Source organism: Tepidimonas sp., from assembly GCF_036825565.1.
In the GTDB taxonomy this organism is placed as follows: Bacteria; Pseudomonadota; Gammaproteobacteria; order Burkholderiales; family Burkholderiaceae_C; genus Tepidimonas.
The window spans coordinates 1-15,177 of record NZ_DAISXZ010000058.1 but is presented as its reverse complement, the minus strand read 5'-3'; the positions used below and the strand labels follow the sequence as shown (position 1 = coordinate 15,177).

Genomic DNA, 15,177 nt, shown 5'->3' with positions numbered 1-15,177 from the left:
GGCGGGGCCAGCCACGGGTTGGGGCGCGTGACCGCAAAGCCCGACGGCTGGGCATCCGGTTCCGCGACGCGGGTGATCCAGGTGGCGGTGAAGGTGGAGCCGACACCGGGCTGGCTGTCCACCACCACGTCCCCGCCCATCAGGCGCGCCAGCGTGCGCGAAATGTCCAGCCCCAGCCCGCTGCCCCCATAGCGACGGGTGATGGAGGGGTCCGCCTGCTGGAACCGCTGGAACAGCCGCGCGACGGTGGCCGCATCCATGCCGATGCCCGTGTCGCACACCACGGCCGTCCAACGCACCAGCGTACCGCCGGCGCCGGCGGGCTCCGCCCGCAGCGCCAAGTCCACCCGGCCTTGTTCCGTGAACTTGATGGCGTTGCCCACCAGGTTGAGCAAAATCTGGCGTACCCGCGTTCCGTCCGCCTCAACCCAGGGGGTGCCGCCGTCGTCGATGGTCAGGCCCAGGGCCAGGCCTTTGCGGTTGGCGTGCGGCTGCAGCCAGCGGTGCACCTCTTGCGCCAGTTGTGGCAGGTTCAGCGGTTCGGGCTGGATGCGCATCTGCCCGGCATCCAGTGCGGACAGATCCAAAATGTCGTTGAGCAGGCTCAGCAAGTGCTCGGCCGAGGAGCGAGCGGTTTGCAGCTGGTCGCGCTGGGCCGGGGTCAGCGGGCTGTCTTCCAGCATGGCCAGCATGCCAAGCACTCCGTTGAAGGGGGTGCGCAGCTCGTGGCTCATGTTGGCCAGAAACTGGCTCTTGGCGCGGTTGGCGGCCTCGGCCGCGTCGCGCGCGCCGCGCAGGGCGGTGTTGAGCGCCTCCAGCTCGGCGCGCTCGTGCTGCTGGCGGCGCTGGCGCTGCCACAGGGCTGCCGCAGCGGCAAGCAGCACCAGCACCTGCGCGGTCATGAGCCAGACCACGTAGCGCTGTAGGCGCCGGACTTCCTGCAACTTGGTTTCGATCATGCCGACCATCACCCCGTTGGCCGTCAGCGTCAGGGCTTGCACATCCGGTCCGAGCAGCTCCATCTCGTCCACGATGGCCCGCAGCCGGCCGGCGTCGGCGGTGTGCAGCAGGGCGTCCACCCGGGTCACCAAGCCCTGCAGCCGTCCCAACAGCGCGACGTAGTCGGGGTGCGGCCGTAGCGGCTTCATGGTGGGGTTTTCGCGCAGCAGCGCCACCCGACCGGCAAAGATCTCCTGCCGCAGGGCCAGGGCGTCCCAATCCACCTGGGCTGGTTGGGCGGCAGCGGCGCGCAGCTCTTCGCGCAGGCGCAAAAACTCGCGTTCGTGCTGAAAGACGATCGCCGTCAGCGAGTCGGCCTGCAGTTGCGCGGTTTCCTCCGCCGAGCGCACTTGCCGCAGGAAGACCGCCAGCAGCACCGCCAGCCCCGCGCCCAGCAGGGCCGTCGTGATGGCGACCCAGATCAGGAAGCGCCGGCCCTCGGCCGCGCCCGTGGCGGTGGAGGCCGCGGCCGGCGGGGCTGGCCTCGCGGTCATTCGACGTCGATCGCCTTGAGTTGCCAGATCGAGCGTTCGTAGTAGCGCTTGTCCTTGAGCGCTGGGTCGCTGTCGAAGGGGTAAACGATGAACAGTGGCCCTTTGTCGCGCACGGGCATGATCTCGCCGTTTTTGCGCGTGGCGACGACCACGTCGAAGCGCTGCGCGTCCTCCATGGGGATCACGATGCGGTAGTCGTTGAGCGCGGTGGCCCGCAGCTGCCGCCCCTGTGCCCGCACGGCGGAGAGCACGTCGCGCAAGCGGGGGCCGCGAAAGGTCACTGGCTTGTCGTCCCAAGGCGTCTGGGTCGTGAAGGTGTGCTGCGGCAGCGCATCCAGCATGGCCAGGTCGAAGGCCGCCTGCGCCCCCTGATTGCGTACCCCGATCTGCCCGCCGACCGTGAGGATGATCCTCTCCTTCGGCTGCGTCAGCGTGGCCGGTTGGGCGCCGACGGCGCTACCCAGCCCGCTGCCCAGCCCAGCGATGGCGAACATGAGCGATCTGCGCGAAATGCGATGTTTCATGGCGGTGTTGTGTTCAGAGGTGGCAATTCCGCGCGACCTTACGGCAAACGCCGCCCGTTTGGACTAGCGCTCCCTCGTACGCGTGGGCACGAAGCCGGGGGGCGCTCAACGACGCTCGAGGATGCTCAAAGACGCGAGGGCGCTTGGGCTGCGGCCGCTGCGCGCGCGGCGAACTCCTCGCGCAGCGCGCGCAGGCGCGCGCGCGGGTCATCCTGCGCCGGGGCGGCGTCGAGCTGCATTTCGGCGATGAAGCGGCTGGGCTGCGCGGCCACGCGCTCGCGCCCCTGGCGGCGCGCCTTGAGCCAGCTCACCACCAGAGTGCGCTGCGCGCGCGTGATGCCGACGTACATCAGGCGCCGCTCCTCCTCGATGCGCGCAGCAATCTGCGCCGCTTCGCCATCGGCGTCGGGCTTGAACGGCAGCAGCCCCTCGTTGACGCCGACCAGCATCACGTGCGGCCACTCCAGCCCCTTGGCTGCGTGCAGGGTCGAGAGCGTGACCGCGTCCTGGTCCTGCTCGCGCTCGGCCAGGGTGCTGATCAGCACCACCGTCTGCGCCACCTCCAGCAGCGGGCGCGGCGCGCGCTGCAGCGCCACGCCGCCGGCGTCGTCGAGCTGGCCGCCGCAGCGCTGCACCATCCAGTCCACGAAGTCCAGCACGTTGGCCCAGCGCTGCGTGGCCTGCTGCGGGCTGTCGGCGTGGTCGTGCAGGTGGCGCTCGTAGCCGATGTCGGCCAGCCACGCCGTCAGCACCGCGCGCGCCGCCTCGTGCCCCACCGCGTGGCGAGCGCGGTACTGCAGGTCGTTGACGAAGCGACCGAACTCGTGCAGCGCCGCCAGCGCCTTGGGCGCCAGCGTGGCCTGCAGCGTCGGCGCGAACAGCGTCTCGAACAGGCTGAGCTTGAGCCCCGCGGCCACCTGCCCGAGCTGCGCCAGCGTCTGGTGGCCGATGCCGCGCCGCGGTGTCGTCACCGCGCGCAGGAAGGCCGGGTCGTCGTCCTCGTTGGCCAGCAGCCGCAGCCAGGCGCACAGGTCCTTGATCTCGGCGCGGTCGAAGAAGCTCGTGCCGCCGGAGACGCGGTAGGGGATCTGCGCCTTGCGCAGGGCCACTTCGAAGGCGCGCGACTGGTGGTTGGCGCGGTAGAGGATGGCGCAGTCGCGCCACGGCGCGCCCTGCGCGCGCAGGGCCTGGATGCGCGCCACGGCGCGCTCGGCCTCGTGCTCCTCGTGGTCGCAGGCCAGCACGCGCACCGGCTCGCCTTCGCCCAGCGCGCTCCACAGCGTCTTCGGGAACAGCTTGGGGTTGGGGCCGATGACGGCGTTGGCCGCGCGCAGGATGGCGTTAGTGGAGCGGTAGTTTTGCTCCAGCTTGATGATTTTGAGGGTCGGAAAGTCCTGCGGCAGGCGCTTCAGATTGTCCAACGTCGCACCGCGCCAGCCGTAGATCGACTGGTCGTCGTCGCCAACGCAGGTCAGGTGTGGTTCGGGCCGTTCGCCATTGCCCACCAGCGCCTTGAGCAGCTCGTACTGCACGGCGCTGGTGTCTTGGTATTCGTCCACCAGCACATGGCCCAGGCGCTGCTGCCAGCGCTGGCGCACCTCGGCGTGCTCGCGCAGCAGCTTCAGCGGCAGCAGGATCAGGTCGTCGAAGTCCACCGCCTGGTAGGCCGCCAGCCGCTCGTGGTAGCGCGCCATGACGAGCGCGATGTGCCGTTCGGCCTCATCGCGCGCTTGGGCCAGCGCTTGCTCGGGCGTCAGGCCCGCGCCCTTCCACTGGCTGATGCGCCACTGCCAGTGGCGCGCGGTGGTGGCGTCGGTGGTGCCGCCGCAGTCCTTCAGCAGGCCGACGATGTCGTCGGTGTCCAGGATCGAGAACCGCGGCTTCAAGCCCAGCGTCGCGCCGTCCTCGCGCAGGATGCGCACGCCCAGCGCGTGGAAGGTGCACAGCAGCACGCCCTGCGCGGCCTTGCCGACCAGCGTACGGGCGCGCTCGCGCATCTCGGTGGCGGCCTTGTTGGTGAAGGTGATGGCGGCGATGCGCTCCGGCGCCAGCCCCGCCTGAATCAGCCGCGCGATCTTGTGCGTGATGACGCGCGTCTTGCCCGAGCCGGCGCCGGCCAGCACGAGCGAGGGGCCGCGCAGGTGGTGTACGGCGTCGAGCTGGGCGGGGTTGAGGGTGTCGTGCATCGGTCGCTCAGGCCATCCGGGGGGCGTTCGCACGCGGGCGAGGGCGCGATGATACCGAGCGCAACGGGCGACAGCGGCCCGGCAGCGTGGCCGCTACCATCGGGCCCCATGGGCTCCATCCTGTCGGTCACCTTTCCCTTTTTTGCGCTGGTGGCGGCCGGCTACATGGCGGCACGGCGGCGCTGGCTGCCGCTGGAGGCCATCCCCGGGCTCAACGGTTTCGTGCTGTTTTTTGCGCTGCCGGCCATGCTGTATCGCTTTGGCGCTTCCACGCCCATCGCCCGGCTGCTGGATGGCGCGGTGGCCGGCGTGTGGCTGCTGTGCGCGCTGACGGTGGTGGGGTTTGCGGTCGCGGTCAGCCTGGGCGGGCGTATCCGCTGGAACGATGCGGCCTTTGGCGCGCTGGTGGCGGCGTTTCCGAATTCGGGGTTCATGGGGGTGCCGCTGATTGCCGCGCTGCTGGGGTCGCAGGCGGTGGGCACGGTGATCGTGGTCATCGTGGTGGACATGGTGATCACGAGCTCGCTGTGCATCGCGCTGTCGCGCCTGGATGCCGGGGAGGGCGGCGCACGCGCGGCATTGCGGCAGGCGCTGCTGGGCGTGCTGCGCAATCCCATGCCGTGGGCGATCGGGTTGGGGGCGCTGGCCTCGGCCTGGAGCATTGCGCTGCCGGGCCCGCTGGACAAGACGGTGGGGCTGCTGGCCGACGCGGCGAGTCCGGTGGCGTTGTTCACCATCGGAGCGGTGTTGGCACGCTCCCAAATGCAGGCCGATCACCCGATGCCGCTGCGCGATTACGTGCCGCTGGCGCTGATGAAGTTGCTGCTGCATCCGCTGCTGGTGCTGCTGGTGGGCGCTGGCGCTATCCAGATCGGCGTCGGTCTGCAGCCGGCAGCGCTGACGGTGATGGTGCTCACGGCCGCGCTGCCCAGCGCCAGCAATGTGTCGCTGCTGGCCGAGCGCATGGGGGCCGACAACGGGCGTGTCGCACGCATCATCCTCGTCTCCACGGCGCTGGCGTTTTTCACCTTTTCCGCCGCCGTGGCCTGGCTGCGGTGACGTCTCCGCGCAGCGTCGCTCAGAAGCTGAGCGGATCGACGTCGATCGCCCAGCGCGTGAGGCCCCGCGTGTCCGCGTGGGCGCGCAGGGTGTGCAGCCGCGGCATCCAGGCCCCCAGCAGCGCCTGCAGGGCGGGGCGGTGGGGGCTTTCCAGCAGCAGCTGGGCCCGCTCGATCCCTGCCACGCGTGTCAGCGTCATGGGCACGGGGGCGTAGAGCGTGACGTGGGCGCGACCGGGTAGGTCGTGCGCGGCGTCGGCGGCATGCCGCAGCCAGGCCAGGGCGGCGTCCAGCTGGCGCGCTTCGGCGCGCAGCAGGGCCTGGTGGCTGTAAGGCGGCATGCCAGCGGCGCGCCGCTCCTCCAGTTGCTGGGCGGCGAAGACTGCGTAGTCGTGCCGGGCCAGCGCGGCGAACAGGGGGTGCTCGGGGTAAGCGGTTTGCACCCACAGTTCCACGGCGCTGTCCCGCGCGGCAACGAAGCGGGCATCGCGCCCCGCGCGGCCGGCCGCTTGCATCAGCAAAGTGAACAGCCGCTCGGGAGCGCGCCAGTCGCCGGCAAAGAGCGCCCCGTCGGTGTTGACGCTGGCTACCAGGGTGATGCGCCGGAAGTCGTGCCCCTTGGCGACCATCTGTGTGCCCACCAGCACGTCAATGGCGCCGCTGTGCACGGCGTCCAGGGTGCGCTCCAAGGCCCCAGCCGCGCGCGCGGTGTCGGCGTCTAGGCGGCCGATTCGCACCGGGTTGCCGTCCGGCCGTTGCAATGCCCCCAGGGCCGAGTTAAGCTGTTCCTCGAGCTGCTCGGTGCCGCGGCCCAGGGGGGCCAGATCCAGGTTGCCGCAGTCGGGGCAGGCACGGGGCACGCGGGCCGCGTGGCCACAATGGTGGCAGCGCAGGCTGCGGTCGGCTTTGTGGAACACCAGGTGGGCGCTGCAGTGCGGGCAGCCGCTCTTCCAGCCGCAGTCGCCGCAGGCAATCACCGGCGCGTACCCGCGCCGATTCAGCAGCACCAGCGCCTGCTCGCCGCGTGCCAGCCGCGCCTCGATGGCGGCCAGTAGGGGGGGGGCCAGGGCGGTGCCGCGCGGCTGGTGGCGCAGGTCGACCAGCCGCAGCCTTGGCCAGTCCGCGCCGCCCACGCGGTCGGCCATGTCCACCCGGCGGTAGCGGCCACTGTCGGCGGCGTGCCAGCTCTCCAGCGCGGGGGTGGCCGAGCCCAGCACCACCCGTCGGCCGTCCGCGCTGCCCCGGTGGGCCCGATACACGGCCAAGTCACGCGCGGAGTAGCGCGCGCCCTCCTGGCTTTTGTAGCTGGGGTCGTGCTCTTCGTCCACGACGATCAGCCGCAAGTGCGGCAGACTGGCAAGCACCGCCATGCGCGTGCCCAGCACGATGCGCGCCTGCCCGCGGTGCGCGGCCAGCCAGTGCTGCAGCCGCTGGGCCGGGGTGAGCCGAGAGTGCAGCGTCGTGACCGCATCGCCAAACCGGGCGCGAAAGCGCTGCTCCAGTTGCGGGGTGAGGTTGATTTCCGGCACCAGCACCAGGGCCTGCGCCTGTGGGTCGCGTGCCAGCAGCCGTGCCGTGGCCTGCAGATAGACCTCGGTTTTGCCGCTGCCGGTGGCGCCGAACAGCAACACGGGCCGATCACTCGCTTCGATGGCCGCCAGGGCATCGGCCTGAGCCGGCGTTAACGCGGGGACGGGTGTGGGGTGGTCGGCGCATGGGGTGGGCGCCGGTGCCGCGCGCTTCAGACGGCGCTGCAATTGCGGCGAGGTCAGTTCCCGCAACGCGGGGGGCAGCGCCGCCAGGGCCACCTCGCCCAACGACCGCTGGTAGTAGCGGGCGGCAAACGCCACCAGATCGCGCCAATCCGCGTCCAGCGGCGGTAGCGCATCCCAGACCTCGGTGACCGGGCGCACCTGCTCGGGGGCGCAAGTGGGATCGACGGGCGTCGGGCCCCAGGCAATGCCCAGCACCTCGCGTCGCCCCAGCGGCACGCGCACCAGGGTGCCTGCCGTAAGCGGGCGGTCGCATCGGTAGGTCAGTCGGTCGCCCAGCCCGCTGTAGGCAGGGGCGGCCACCACCACCTCGACCCAGGTCGATGCCGGAGTTGCCTGAGTAGGGGGGCAGGGCGTTTCCGTCACGGCCGTGCGAGGGACGTCACGCGTGGGCAGGTTTGCGGGTTTTCCCGCTTGCCCCGAGAAACTGTGGATAACTTTGTCGACAAGCTGCGGAACTCTGCCGCAAAGCATTGTCCATCAAGGCTTCGACTGGATTGCCAAAAAACTGGCAAAACGATGAAACCATAGGAGTTTCAATGACTTGCGGAAATTGCTTTGGCAATTGTCAGCGCCCGGGCCAACCGACGGACAGAGCGTCCCGCCCCTGCGGAAGTGTGCATAAAGCCCGTGTCGTACATGACCGGGGAGCGGGGTTAGGCCGTGCCGCGCATGCGGCGCGAGTGCGCGTGCACCGTTTCGACCAGCACCTGCACATGCTCCGGCGGCGTGTGCTGGCTGATGCCGTGGCCGAGGTTGAAGATGTGCGTCGGCCCGCGCCGCGTCGGGTCGGTGTGCGGGGCGCCGAACGCCTCCAACACCGCCACTGCCTGTTCGGCCACCGCCTCGGGGCTCGAAAGCAGCACGGCCGGGTCCAGGTTGCCCTGCAGCGCCTTGCCCGGCCCGCCCGGCAGCCCGCCCACCAGCGCGCGCGCGCGACCCAAGTGCACCGTCCAGTCCACGCCCAACACGTCGCAGTCCAGCGCCGCCATCTCCGCCAGCCACGGCGCGCCGCCCTTGGTGAAGACGATGCGCGGGATGGTGGCGCCATCGTGCGTGCGCGGCAGCTGCGCAAGAACGCGCTGCGTGTGGGCCAGGCTGAAGCGCTGGAACATCCCGTCGGCCAGCACCCCGCCCCAGCTGTCGAACAGCATCACCGCCTGCGCACCGGCGCGGATCTGCTCGGTCAGGTACGCCGCCACCGCATCGGCGTTGACCGCCAGCAGCCGATGCATCAGGTCTGGGCGGCGGTACATCAGGCTCTTGACGTGGCGGTAGTCGTCGGAGCCGCCGCCTTCCACCATGTAGCAGGCCAGCGTCCACGGGCTGCCGGAAAAGCCGATCAACGGCACGCGCCCCCCGAGCGCCCGGCGGATCGACGTCACCGCGTCGAACACATAGCTCAGCCGCTCCAGGTCCGGCACCGCCAGCGCCGCCACGTCGGCCTCGCTGCGCACGGTGCGCTCGAACTTCGGTCCCTCGCCGGCCTCGAAACGCAGCCCCAGGCCCATCGCGTCCGGTACGGTCAGGATGTCGGAGAACAGGATCGCCGCATCCAGCGCGTAGCGCTCTAGCGGCTGCAGCGTCACTTCGGTGGCGAAGTCGACGTTGGTGGCCAGCCCCATGAAACTGCCGGCGCGCGCGCGCGTGGCGCAGTACTCAGGCAGGTAGCGGCCGGCCTGCCGCATCAGCCACACCGGGGTGTGGTCGGTGGCTTGGCCGAGGCAGGCGCGCAGGAAGGTGTCGTTGGTCAGCGGGGCAAAGGACATAGGGGTTCGCGCGGGTGGTGCGGATCGCGGCGCATTATCGCCGCGCCGCCTGCAACGCCGTGCGCACCTGCGCCACGCTGAGCACCTCGGTCAGCACCTGGGGCGCGCGCCCCGGTACATGCAGCACGTACACCGGCACGCCGCTGCGCCCGAGCCGGGCCAGCTCCTGCGTGATGGCCGGATCGCGCCGCGTCCAGTCGGCGCGCAGCAGCGCAACGCCGGCCTCCTCGGCGTTACGCAGCACCGCCGCATCGCTCAGCACCGCGGCCTTGTTGACCTGGCAGGTGACACACCAGGCGGCGGTGAAATCGACGAACACCGGCCGCCCGGCGGCCAGCAGCTCGGCCTGCCGCGTTGCCGACCACGGCTCCCATGCGCCGTCGGCGGGGTTGGCCTGCGCGGCGGGGGCGGCGCCGTGCGCGTCGCGCACCACCGCCGGCCCCACGCTCCAGCCCAGCGCCAGCAGCCCCAGTACCCCCAGCGCCGCCAGCGTGCGCGCGCGCCGCCCCAGCGCCCACAGCACCCAGGCCAGCGCCAGCAGCAACAGCAGCAGCGCCGCCGCGCCGTGGATGCCGCTCTGCTGGCCCAGCACCCACAGCAGCCAGATCGCCGCGGCCAGCATCGGAAACGCCATCGCCTGGCGGAACGTCTCCATCCACGGCCCGGGGCGCGGCAGCCGCCGCGCCAGCCCCGGCCACCAGCTCGCCGCCAGGTACGGCAGCGCCATGCCCAGCCCCAGTGCGCCGAACACCGCCAGCGCCGCCGGCGCCGGCAGCGTCACCGCCAGCCCCAGAGACGCGCCCATGAACGGCGCCGTGCACGGCGAAGCCACCGCGGTGGCCAGCACCCCGGTCAAAAAGGCATCGGCCAGCGGATGGCGCAGCTGCAGCTCCGCCAGGCCCGACGGCGCGAGTTGCCGCAGTTCGAACAGCCCCGCCAGGTTCAGCGCGATGAAGGTGAACAGCACCGTCAGCCCCGCCACCACCCACGGGTTCTGAAGCTGAAAGCCCCAGCCCACCGCCTCGCCGGCGCTGCGCAGCACCAGCAGCAGCCCGCCCAGCGCCAGGAACGACAGCACCACCCCGGCCGCGTAGGCCAGCCCCCCCAGCCGGTGCGCGCGCGCATCCGCCCCGTGCGTCTGGAACGCCATCACCTTGATCGCCAGCACCGGGAACACGCACGGCATCAGGTTCAAGATCATGCCGCCCAGCAGCGCCCCGAGCAGCGCCAGCGCCAGGCCCAGCGTCGTCGGCCCCGTGCCGCCCGCCGGCACCGCCGGGATCGTAGCCGGGGGCGCCTCAGGTTGCGCCACCGCCGGCCAGGTGCCCTGCACGTCGGCCTGCAGCCGCACGCCAGCGGCGGCCGGGCCGTGACCAGCCTCAGCACGCGCCAGCACGAAGGCCAGCTGCATCACTGTCTCGCTACGGTAGGGATTGAACGGCAGCGTCGCGCGCCAAGTATCGCCGTCCCAGCCCTGCGTCCACGGCGCGCCGGGGGCGATCAGGTTGGCCGTCTCCGGGAAGAACTCCAACGCGCGCCCGCGCCAATCCGCCGGCAGGCCGCTGGCGCGCACGTGCAGCCCGGCCTCGTCCACGCGCAGCTCGGCGCGCGCCTGCGGCAACGCGCGCGGCGCGGCGGCCCAGGCGGCCTCGAACTCAGCCGCGTGCTGCGCGATCGGCGCGCCTGCGGACAGCTCCAGCCGCAGCGTGGCTTCCTCCGGCACGCATTCGCGGCGACAGATCAGCCATGTGGCATGCAGCTGCACCGGCAGGCTGGCACCCTGCCAGGCCGACGGCAGCGTCACCGGCACCGGCAGCAGCACGGTGCCGTCGTAGCCGTAGTTGGCCAGATCCCCGAGCGGGAACTTGCGTGGCGTCGGCCACTGGATCGCGCCGGCTTGCACGCCGTCGGGCAGCGTCCAGTTCAGCTCGATCGGCAGGCCCGAGTCGCCCGGGTTGTGCCAGTAGGTGTGCCACTCGGGCGCGTGCTCGATGCGCAGCCCTAACCACAGCGGCCGCCCGGCCGCCACGCCCTGCGGCGCGTGCGCCAGCAGTTGAACCTGGGCGTACTCGGTGCGGGCGCGATCGCCCGGCGCGCCGGCCGTGCCGCCCGACCCGGGCAGCCCCGCCAGCCCCCCCTGAGCCGCCACCCACAGCGGCAGCAGGGCGCCCAGCAGCCCCGCCGCCAGCGCGCGCGCCGCGCGCCGCATCGTCTCTCGCATCGTTCTCATCGTGCATCCATGGAACCATCGCATCCCCCGGGGGTTCCCCGGCGGGAGGGTCGATTGTCCGCCAACGCGCCCGATTGCCAAAATCAATCCCGGCCATCGTCGCGCCCCAGCTTCACAAGCCGCGCGCGCTGGCCAACAATCCCGCACAGTCGGTGTGGACGTGGAGGGATACGCATGCCTTCGATCGACAAGGCCATCGACGGTTGGGTGCAGCGTTGGCGCGAGCGCGTCGACCTGCCGCTGCGCGTCTGCTGGGGTGTGGGCGGCGGCGAGCCGACGCAGTGCTGGGACCTGGGCGCGTTCGACACGCCGCGCGTCGTCATCACGGTGCGCGATGCCGTCGCGCTGACCGCGCTGCTCGATCCGTCGCTCGACAGCCTCGGCGAGGCCTATGTCGAAGGCCGCATCGATGTGGACGGCGACATCGACGACGTACTGGCGATGGCGCACACCCTGGTGCGCCGCGCCGCCGAGGGGCGCGCACCCCTCCTCGCTGCTGCAGCGCATGGTCAAGGGCTTCACGCACAGCCGCAAGCTCGACCGCGAGGCCATCCAATATCACTACGACGTCTCCAACGCCTTCTACGCCGAATGGCTCGATCCGGCGATGGTCTATTCCTGCGCCTACTTCGAGCACGGCGACGAGGACCTGGCCACCGCGCAGACCAAAAAGATCGACCACATTCTCACCAAAATCCGCCTGCAGCCCGGCCAGACGCTGCTGGACATCGGCTGTGGTTGGGGGGCGCTGGTGTTGCGCGCGGCGCAGCGCTTCGGCGCGCGCTGCGTCGGCATCACGCTGTCGCAGGCGCAGTACGAGCTGGCGCGCGAGCGCGTCGCCGCCGCAGGCCTGGCGGACCGCATCGAGATTCGCCTGCAGGACTACCGCGACGTCGACGGCACCTTCGACCGCATCACCAGCGTCGGCATGTTCGAGCACGTGGGGCTAAAGCACCTGGCCGACTATTTCCGCATCATCCGCGCGCGGCTGGCACCGGACGGCTGGGCGATGAACCACGGCATCACCACCACCGACCCCGGCGACGGGGAAACGCCTTACGGTGGCGGTCGCTTCATCGACAAATACGTCTTTCCGCACGGCGAGCTGCCGCACATCGCCACCGTGCTGCGCTCCATGCAGGGGGGGGGACTGGAGCCGTTCGACGTCGAGAACCTGCGCCGCCACTACGCGCGCACGCTGCAGTGCTGGGGCGCCACTTTCGAGGCCAAGCACGAGCGCCTGCGTGCCATGGTGCCCGAGCGCACCTGGCGTATCTGGCGGGTCTATCTGGCCGGCTGCGCCTGGGCGTTCGAGCACGACCAGATCGCGCTGTTCCAAGTGTTGTGCCGGCCGGCCGCAGCGCGCAGGAGCTGCCCTCGTCGCGGCGCTGGATCTACGGCGACGAGGCACCCGCACCGGCCTGATAGTCGTCTCGATCGATCCATGGCCGAGCAGCAGGTCGAGCCATGGCCCGATAAGATGCAGGGCATGAGCCTCCCGCCCGCTGCCGACTCCGCGCCCCGCCTCAAGCGCTGGGCCGACTTGCGCTGGCCCGAGTTCGCTTTGTTGGATCCCGCGCACACCGTGGCGGTGCTGCCGGTCGGGGCCACCGAGCAGCACGGACCGCACCTGCCGCTGGATGTGGACACCGCCATCGTCGAGGCGGTCCTTGCCGCGGCCGCGGGCCATTTGCCGACCGAGGCGCCGGTGTATGTCCTGCCCACCCTGCCGGTGGGGCTGAGCCCGGAGCACGAACGCTTCCCCGGCACCCTTACCCTGTCGGCCGAAACGGCGCTGGTGCTGTGGCGCGACCTTGGCGCCTCGGTCGCGCGCGCCGGGGTGCGCAAACTGGTCATCTTCAATGGCCACGGCGGGCACATCGGTTTGATGGATCTGGTCGGCCGGGAACTGCGCGCTCGGCACGATTTGCTCGTCTGGGGGGTCAACTGGTTCCACCTGCCGCTCATCGAGCACGACGGCCACGATCTGGAAGCCGATTTGGATGCGCGCGAGCGCCGCTTCGGCGTGCACGCCGGCCAGATCGAAACCGCGGTGATGCTGGCCATCGCCCCTGAGCGCGTCGCGCAGGATGCGCTGTGCGACTTCCCTTCCACCTCCGAGGAGCGCGCCCGCCGCTACGCCCTGCTGGGCAATGGGCGCAGCGCCAAGTTCGCCTGGCAGATGCAGGATGTTCACCCCGCAGGCGCAGCCGGCCACGCCGCCGCTGCGGATGCCGACTGGGGCCGGCGGGCGGTGGCCGCGGCCGGCCGGTCGCTGGCGCAGTTGCTGCAGGATGTGGTGGCCGTCCCCTTGTCCACTGCGGTGCCAGGCCCGTCGCTCGCCTGAGGGCCGTGGGGCCGTCGGCAACCCCGCGCGCTTTCCGCGCCCTGTCGCGCTCAGGCGTGGGTGATCCAGTCGCGGTGCTCGGGGCCGGTCAGATGCGGCAGGGCGTTGAAGCTCACCAGCGTGCAGCGTTTGGGGTTGTGCGCCACTTCCGTCACCGAGGTGTTGCGCATGCGCAGGTTCAGCTCGATCGTCGTCTCGGGGCTGGTTCCCAGCAGGTGCCCGACCAGTGTCGCAATCGGCCCGCCACTGCTCACCACCAGCACGTCGCCGCGATGCCGGGTGCGCACATGGTCCAGCACCGCAACGGCATCCCGCACGAATTGCCGGTATGGCGGCATGCCGCGCGGTGTGATCACGCCCGCCATCCACTGGCGCAGCGCGTCGCGCAGCAGCCGAAAGTGCTCGCGGTAGCCCTCGGGCGTGCGCGGATCCGCCGACAGCGGCGTGTTCAACGCCTCGATCAGCGCTGCGCTGTCGTATTCGTCCAGCCCAGGCCAGATCTGGGCATCCCCGTCCTCCCCCCAGCCGGTCCGGATCGCCTGCCAGGTGTCGTGGTGGCGGCGCAAGGTGCCGGTGAAGACGGCCTCGACGCGCATCCCGTGCGCGCGAAAGTGCTCGCCCAGCCGCTGGCCCTGCCGCCAGCCCAGCGGGCTCAGGCGGTCGTAGTCGTCGCTGCCGAAAGAGGCCTGGCTGTGCCGCACGAGGTGGATGGTTCCCATGCCCGACATTCTGGGTCTGTCGGTCGTTGCGGGCAGTCGCGGCTGTGACGGGGGACTATCCCCCGCGGCAACCCCGGGGGGCACTTCGTCTCACGCCCGTCCCGCGCCGCCCAACCCCGCCGACAGCATCCAGACGGCCGTCAGCACCAGGGCCGCCGCCATCAGGCGGTTGAATACCCGCAGCCGCCGTCCGCTCGGTCGCCCCTCGACCAGGGGGCCGGCCAGCCAGCCACGCAACACCGAACCCACCAGCGCATAGGTCAGGTTGCTCGAAAAGGCGTAGAACACCATCACCGGCAGCACCAGCCAGAAGCGGGACCACCCCTGCGGATGCCCGGCAATCCATCCCGCGACGATGGACAGCGCGAGCATCCACGCCTTGATGTTGAAAAACTGCAAGGCCACGCCGCGCGCGAAAGACATCTGCAAGCGCTGCGCCCCCACCTGGGCCAGCGTCGAGGTGCCGGCCAAGCGCCACGCCAACACCAGCAGGTAAGCGACACCCCCCCACAGAATCCCCTGCCGCAGGACGGGCATCGCCAGCACGGCCGCGCCCACCCCGGCGGCGCACAGCGCCAGCAGCAGCGACCAACCCGCCGGGGCCGCGCACACAAAGGGCAGCGCACGACGCAGACCGCCGTTGGCGGCCAGCGCGGTGGACAGCGTGGTGTTGGGCCCGGGCGTGAAACTGGTGGCCGTGGCCAGCGTCAGCAGGGCGAGGAACTCACTCCAGGGCATGAAACGCGCAAATGTCGTCGGAGGGGGCACTATACCCAGGGAATGGCGATCAGCGGCTGCCGCGCGATTCTTCCCGCGCCCAGCCATCCAGCGCCTCCCAGCGCTCCAACGCCTCCATCAGCGCCACCTCGATCGCCGCATGGCGCTCGGCGAGCGCTTGCGCCCGCTGCGGGTCGCGTCCGTACAGCGTGCCGTTGCCCAGTTCGGCTTCGATGGTGCGCTGTTCGGCCTCCAGCGCCTCGATCCGCCCGGGCAGTGCCTCCAACTCGCGCCGCTCCTTGTAGCCCAGCCGTCGCTGCGGGGTCGGCAGCGCGGCGCTCGCATCGGTGGCGGGGTGGGAC

Annotated in this window: 11 protein-coding genes and 1 pseudogene; 3 read left to right on the top strand and 9 right to left on the bottom strand. The window is 71.2% G+C overall.

The genetic code is table 11. The features are described from left to right. The 3 genes from V7026_RS08560 to V7026_RS08550 all read right to left on the bottom strand — a co-directional run. Window positions 1-1,493, bottom strand: a 1,493-nt coding sequence (locus V7026_RS08560) for a sensor histidine kinase (RefSeq protein ID WP_334154969.1), incomplete at its 3' end; no start/stop codon positions are given. Further along, a complete protein-coding gene (locus V7026_RS08555; protein ID WP_334154968.1) occupies window positions 1,490-2,017 on the bottom strand; it encodes a molybdopterin-dependent oxidoreductase in 528 nt (175 codons plus the stop codon). The genes V7026_RS08555 and V7026_RS08560, both read right to left, overlap by 4 nt. Window positions 2,018-2,142: 125 nt before the next feature. Beyond that, window positions 2,143-4,203, bottom strand: coding sequence for an ATP-dependent helicase (locus V7026_RS08550; RefSeq protein ID WP_334154967.1), 2,061 nt, complete (start codon window positions 4,201-4,203; stop codon window positions 2,143-2,145). Between the two features lie 108 nt (window positions 4,204-4,311). On the opposite strand from V7026_RS08550, the gene V7026_RS08545 reads away from it, so the two are divergent. Further along, window positions 4,312-5,262: an AEC family transporter gene (locus V7026_RS08545; protein ID WP_334154966.1), complete on the top strand. Its 951-nt coding sequence runs from the start codon at window positions 4,312-4,314 to the stop codon at window positions 5,260-5,262. A gap of 19 nt (window positions 5,263-5,281) precedes the next feature. Here V7026_RS08545 and priA read toward each other — a convergent pair whose 3' ends face one another. The 3 genes from priA to V7026_RS08530 all read right to left on the bottom strand — a co-directional run bounded on the left by priA (window position 5,282) and on the right by V7026_RS08530 (window position 11,032). Beyond that, on the bottom strand, window positions 5,282-7,336 hold the full coding sequence (gene priA / locus V7026_RS08540) for a replication restart helicase PriA (protein ID WP_334154970.1): 2,055 nt from the start codon (window positions 7,334-7,336) through the stop codon (window positions 5,282-5,284). 353 nt (window positions 7,337-7,689) lie between these two features. Next, window positions 7,690-8,802 carry a uroporphyrinogen decarboxylase gene (gene hemE / locus V7026_RS08535; RefSeq protein WP_334154965.1) on the bottom strand — a complete coding sequence of 371 codons (1,113 nt, stop codon included), beginning with the start codon at window positions 8,800-8,802 and terminating at the stop codon, window positions 7,690-7,692. Between the two features lie 34 nt (window positions 8,803-8,836). Then, window positions 8,837-11,032: a protein-disulfide reductase DsbD family protein gene (locus tag V7026_RS08530; protein ID WP_334154964.1), complete on the bottom strand. Its 2,196-nt coding sequence runs from the start codon at window positions 11,030-11,032 to the stop codon at window positions 8,837-8,839. A gap of 174 nt (window positions 11,033-11,206) precedes the next feature. On the opposite strand from V7026_RS08530, the pseudogene V7026_RS08525 reads away from it, so the two are divergent. Further along, a pseudogene (locus tag V7026_RS08525) lies at window positions 11,207-12,457 on the top strand (class I SAM-dependent methyltransferase). Window positions 12,458-12,476: 19 nt separating this feature from the next. After that, window positions 12,477-13,379: a creatininase family protein gene (locus tag V7026_RS08520; protein ID WP_334154963.1), complete on the top strand. Its 903-nt coding sequence runs from the start codon at window positions 12,477-12,479 to the stop codon at window positions 13,377-13,379. A gap of 50 nt (window positions 13,380-13,429) precedes the next feature. Here the strand turns inward: V7026_RS08520 and V7026_RS08515 are convergent, their stop codons facing one another. From V7026_RS08515 to V7026_RS08505, 3 genes are all read right to left on the bottom strand, one after another. Next, entirely contained in the window at window positions 13,430-14,098 is a 669-nt protein-coding gene (locus V7026_RS08515; protein ID WP_334154962.1) for a histidine phosphatase family protein, read from the bottom strand. Window positions 14,099-14,188: 90 nt separating this feature from the next. After that, on the bottom strand, window positions 14,189-14,836 hold the full coding sequence (locus V7026_RS08510) for a LysE family translocator (RefSeq protein WP_334154961.1): 648 nt from the start codon (window positions 14,834-14,836) through the stop codon (window positions 14,189-14,191). Window positions 14,837-14,885: 49 nt separating this feature from the next. After that, window positions 14,886-15,177: ABC transporter C-terminal domain-containing protein (locus V7026_RS08505; protein ID WP_334154960.1), on the bottom strand; the 292-nt coding region annotated here is incomplete at its 5' end.

What these genes read in the sequence shown, in the direction of transcription:
- V7026_RS08555 (WP_334154968.1), bottom strand. Translation starts at nt 2,017, where the DNA reads ATGAAACATCGCATTTCGCGCAGATCGCTCATGTTCGCCATCGCTGGG.
- V7026_RS08550 (WP_334154967.1), bottom strand. Translation starts at nt 4,203, where the DNA reads ATGCACGACACCCTCAACCCCGCCCAGCTCGACGCCGTACACCACCTG.
- V7026_RS08545 (WP_334154966.1), top strand. Translation starts at nt 4,312, where the DNA reads ATGGGCTCCATCCTGTCGGTCACCTTTCCCTTTTTTGCGCTGGTGGCG.
- hemE (WP_334154965.1), bottom strand. Translation starts at nt 8,802, where the DNA reads ATGTCCTTTGCCCCGCTGACCAACGACACCTTCCTGCGCGCCTGCCTC.
- V7026_RS08530 (WP_334154964.1), bottom strand. Translation starts at nt 11,032, where the DNA reads ATGAGAACGATGCGAGAGACGATGCGGCGCGCGGCGCGCGCGCTGGCG.
- V7026_RS08520 (WP_334154963.1), top strand. Translation starts at nt 12,477, where the DNA reads ATGGCCGAGCAGCAGGTCGAGCCATGGCCCGATAAGATGCAGGGCATG.
- V7026_RS08515 (WP_334154962.1), bottom strand. Translation starts at nt 14,098, where the DNA reads ATGGGAACCATCCACCTCGTGCGGCACAGCCAGGCCTCTTTCGGCAGC.
- V7026_RS08510 (WP_334154961.1), bottom strand. Translation starts at nt 14,836, where the DNA reads ATGCCCTGGAGTGAGTTCCTCGCCCTGCTGACGCTGGCCACGGCCACC.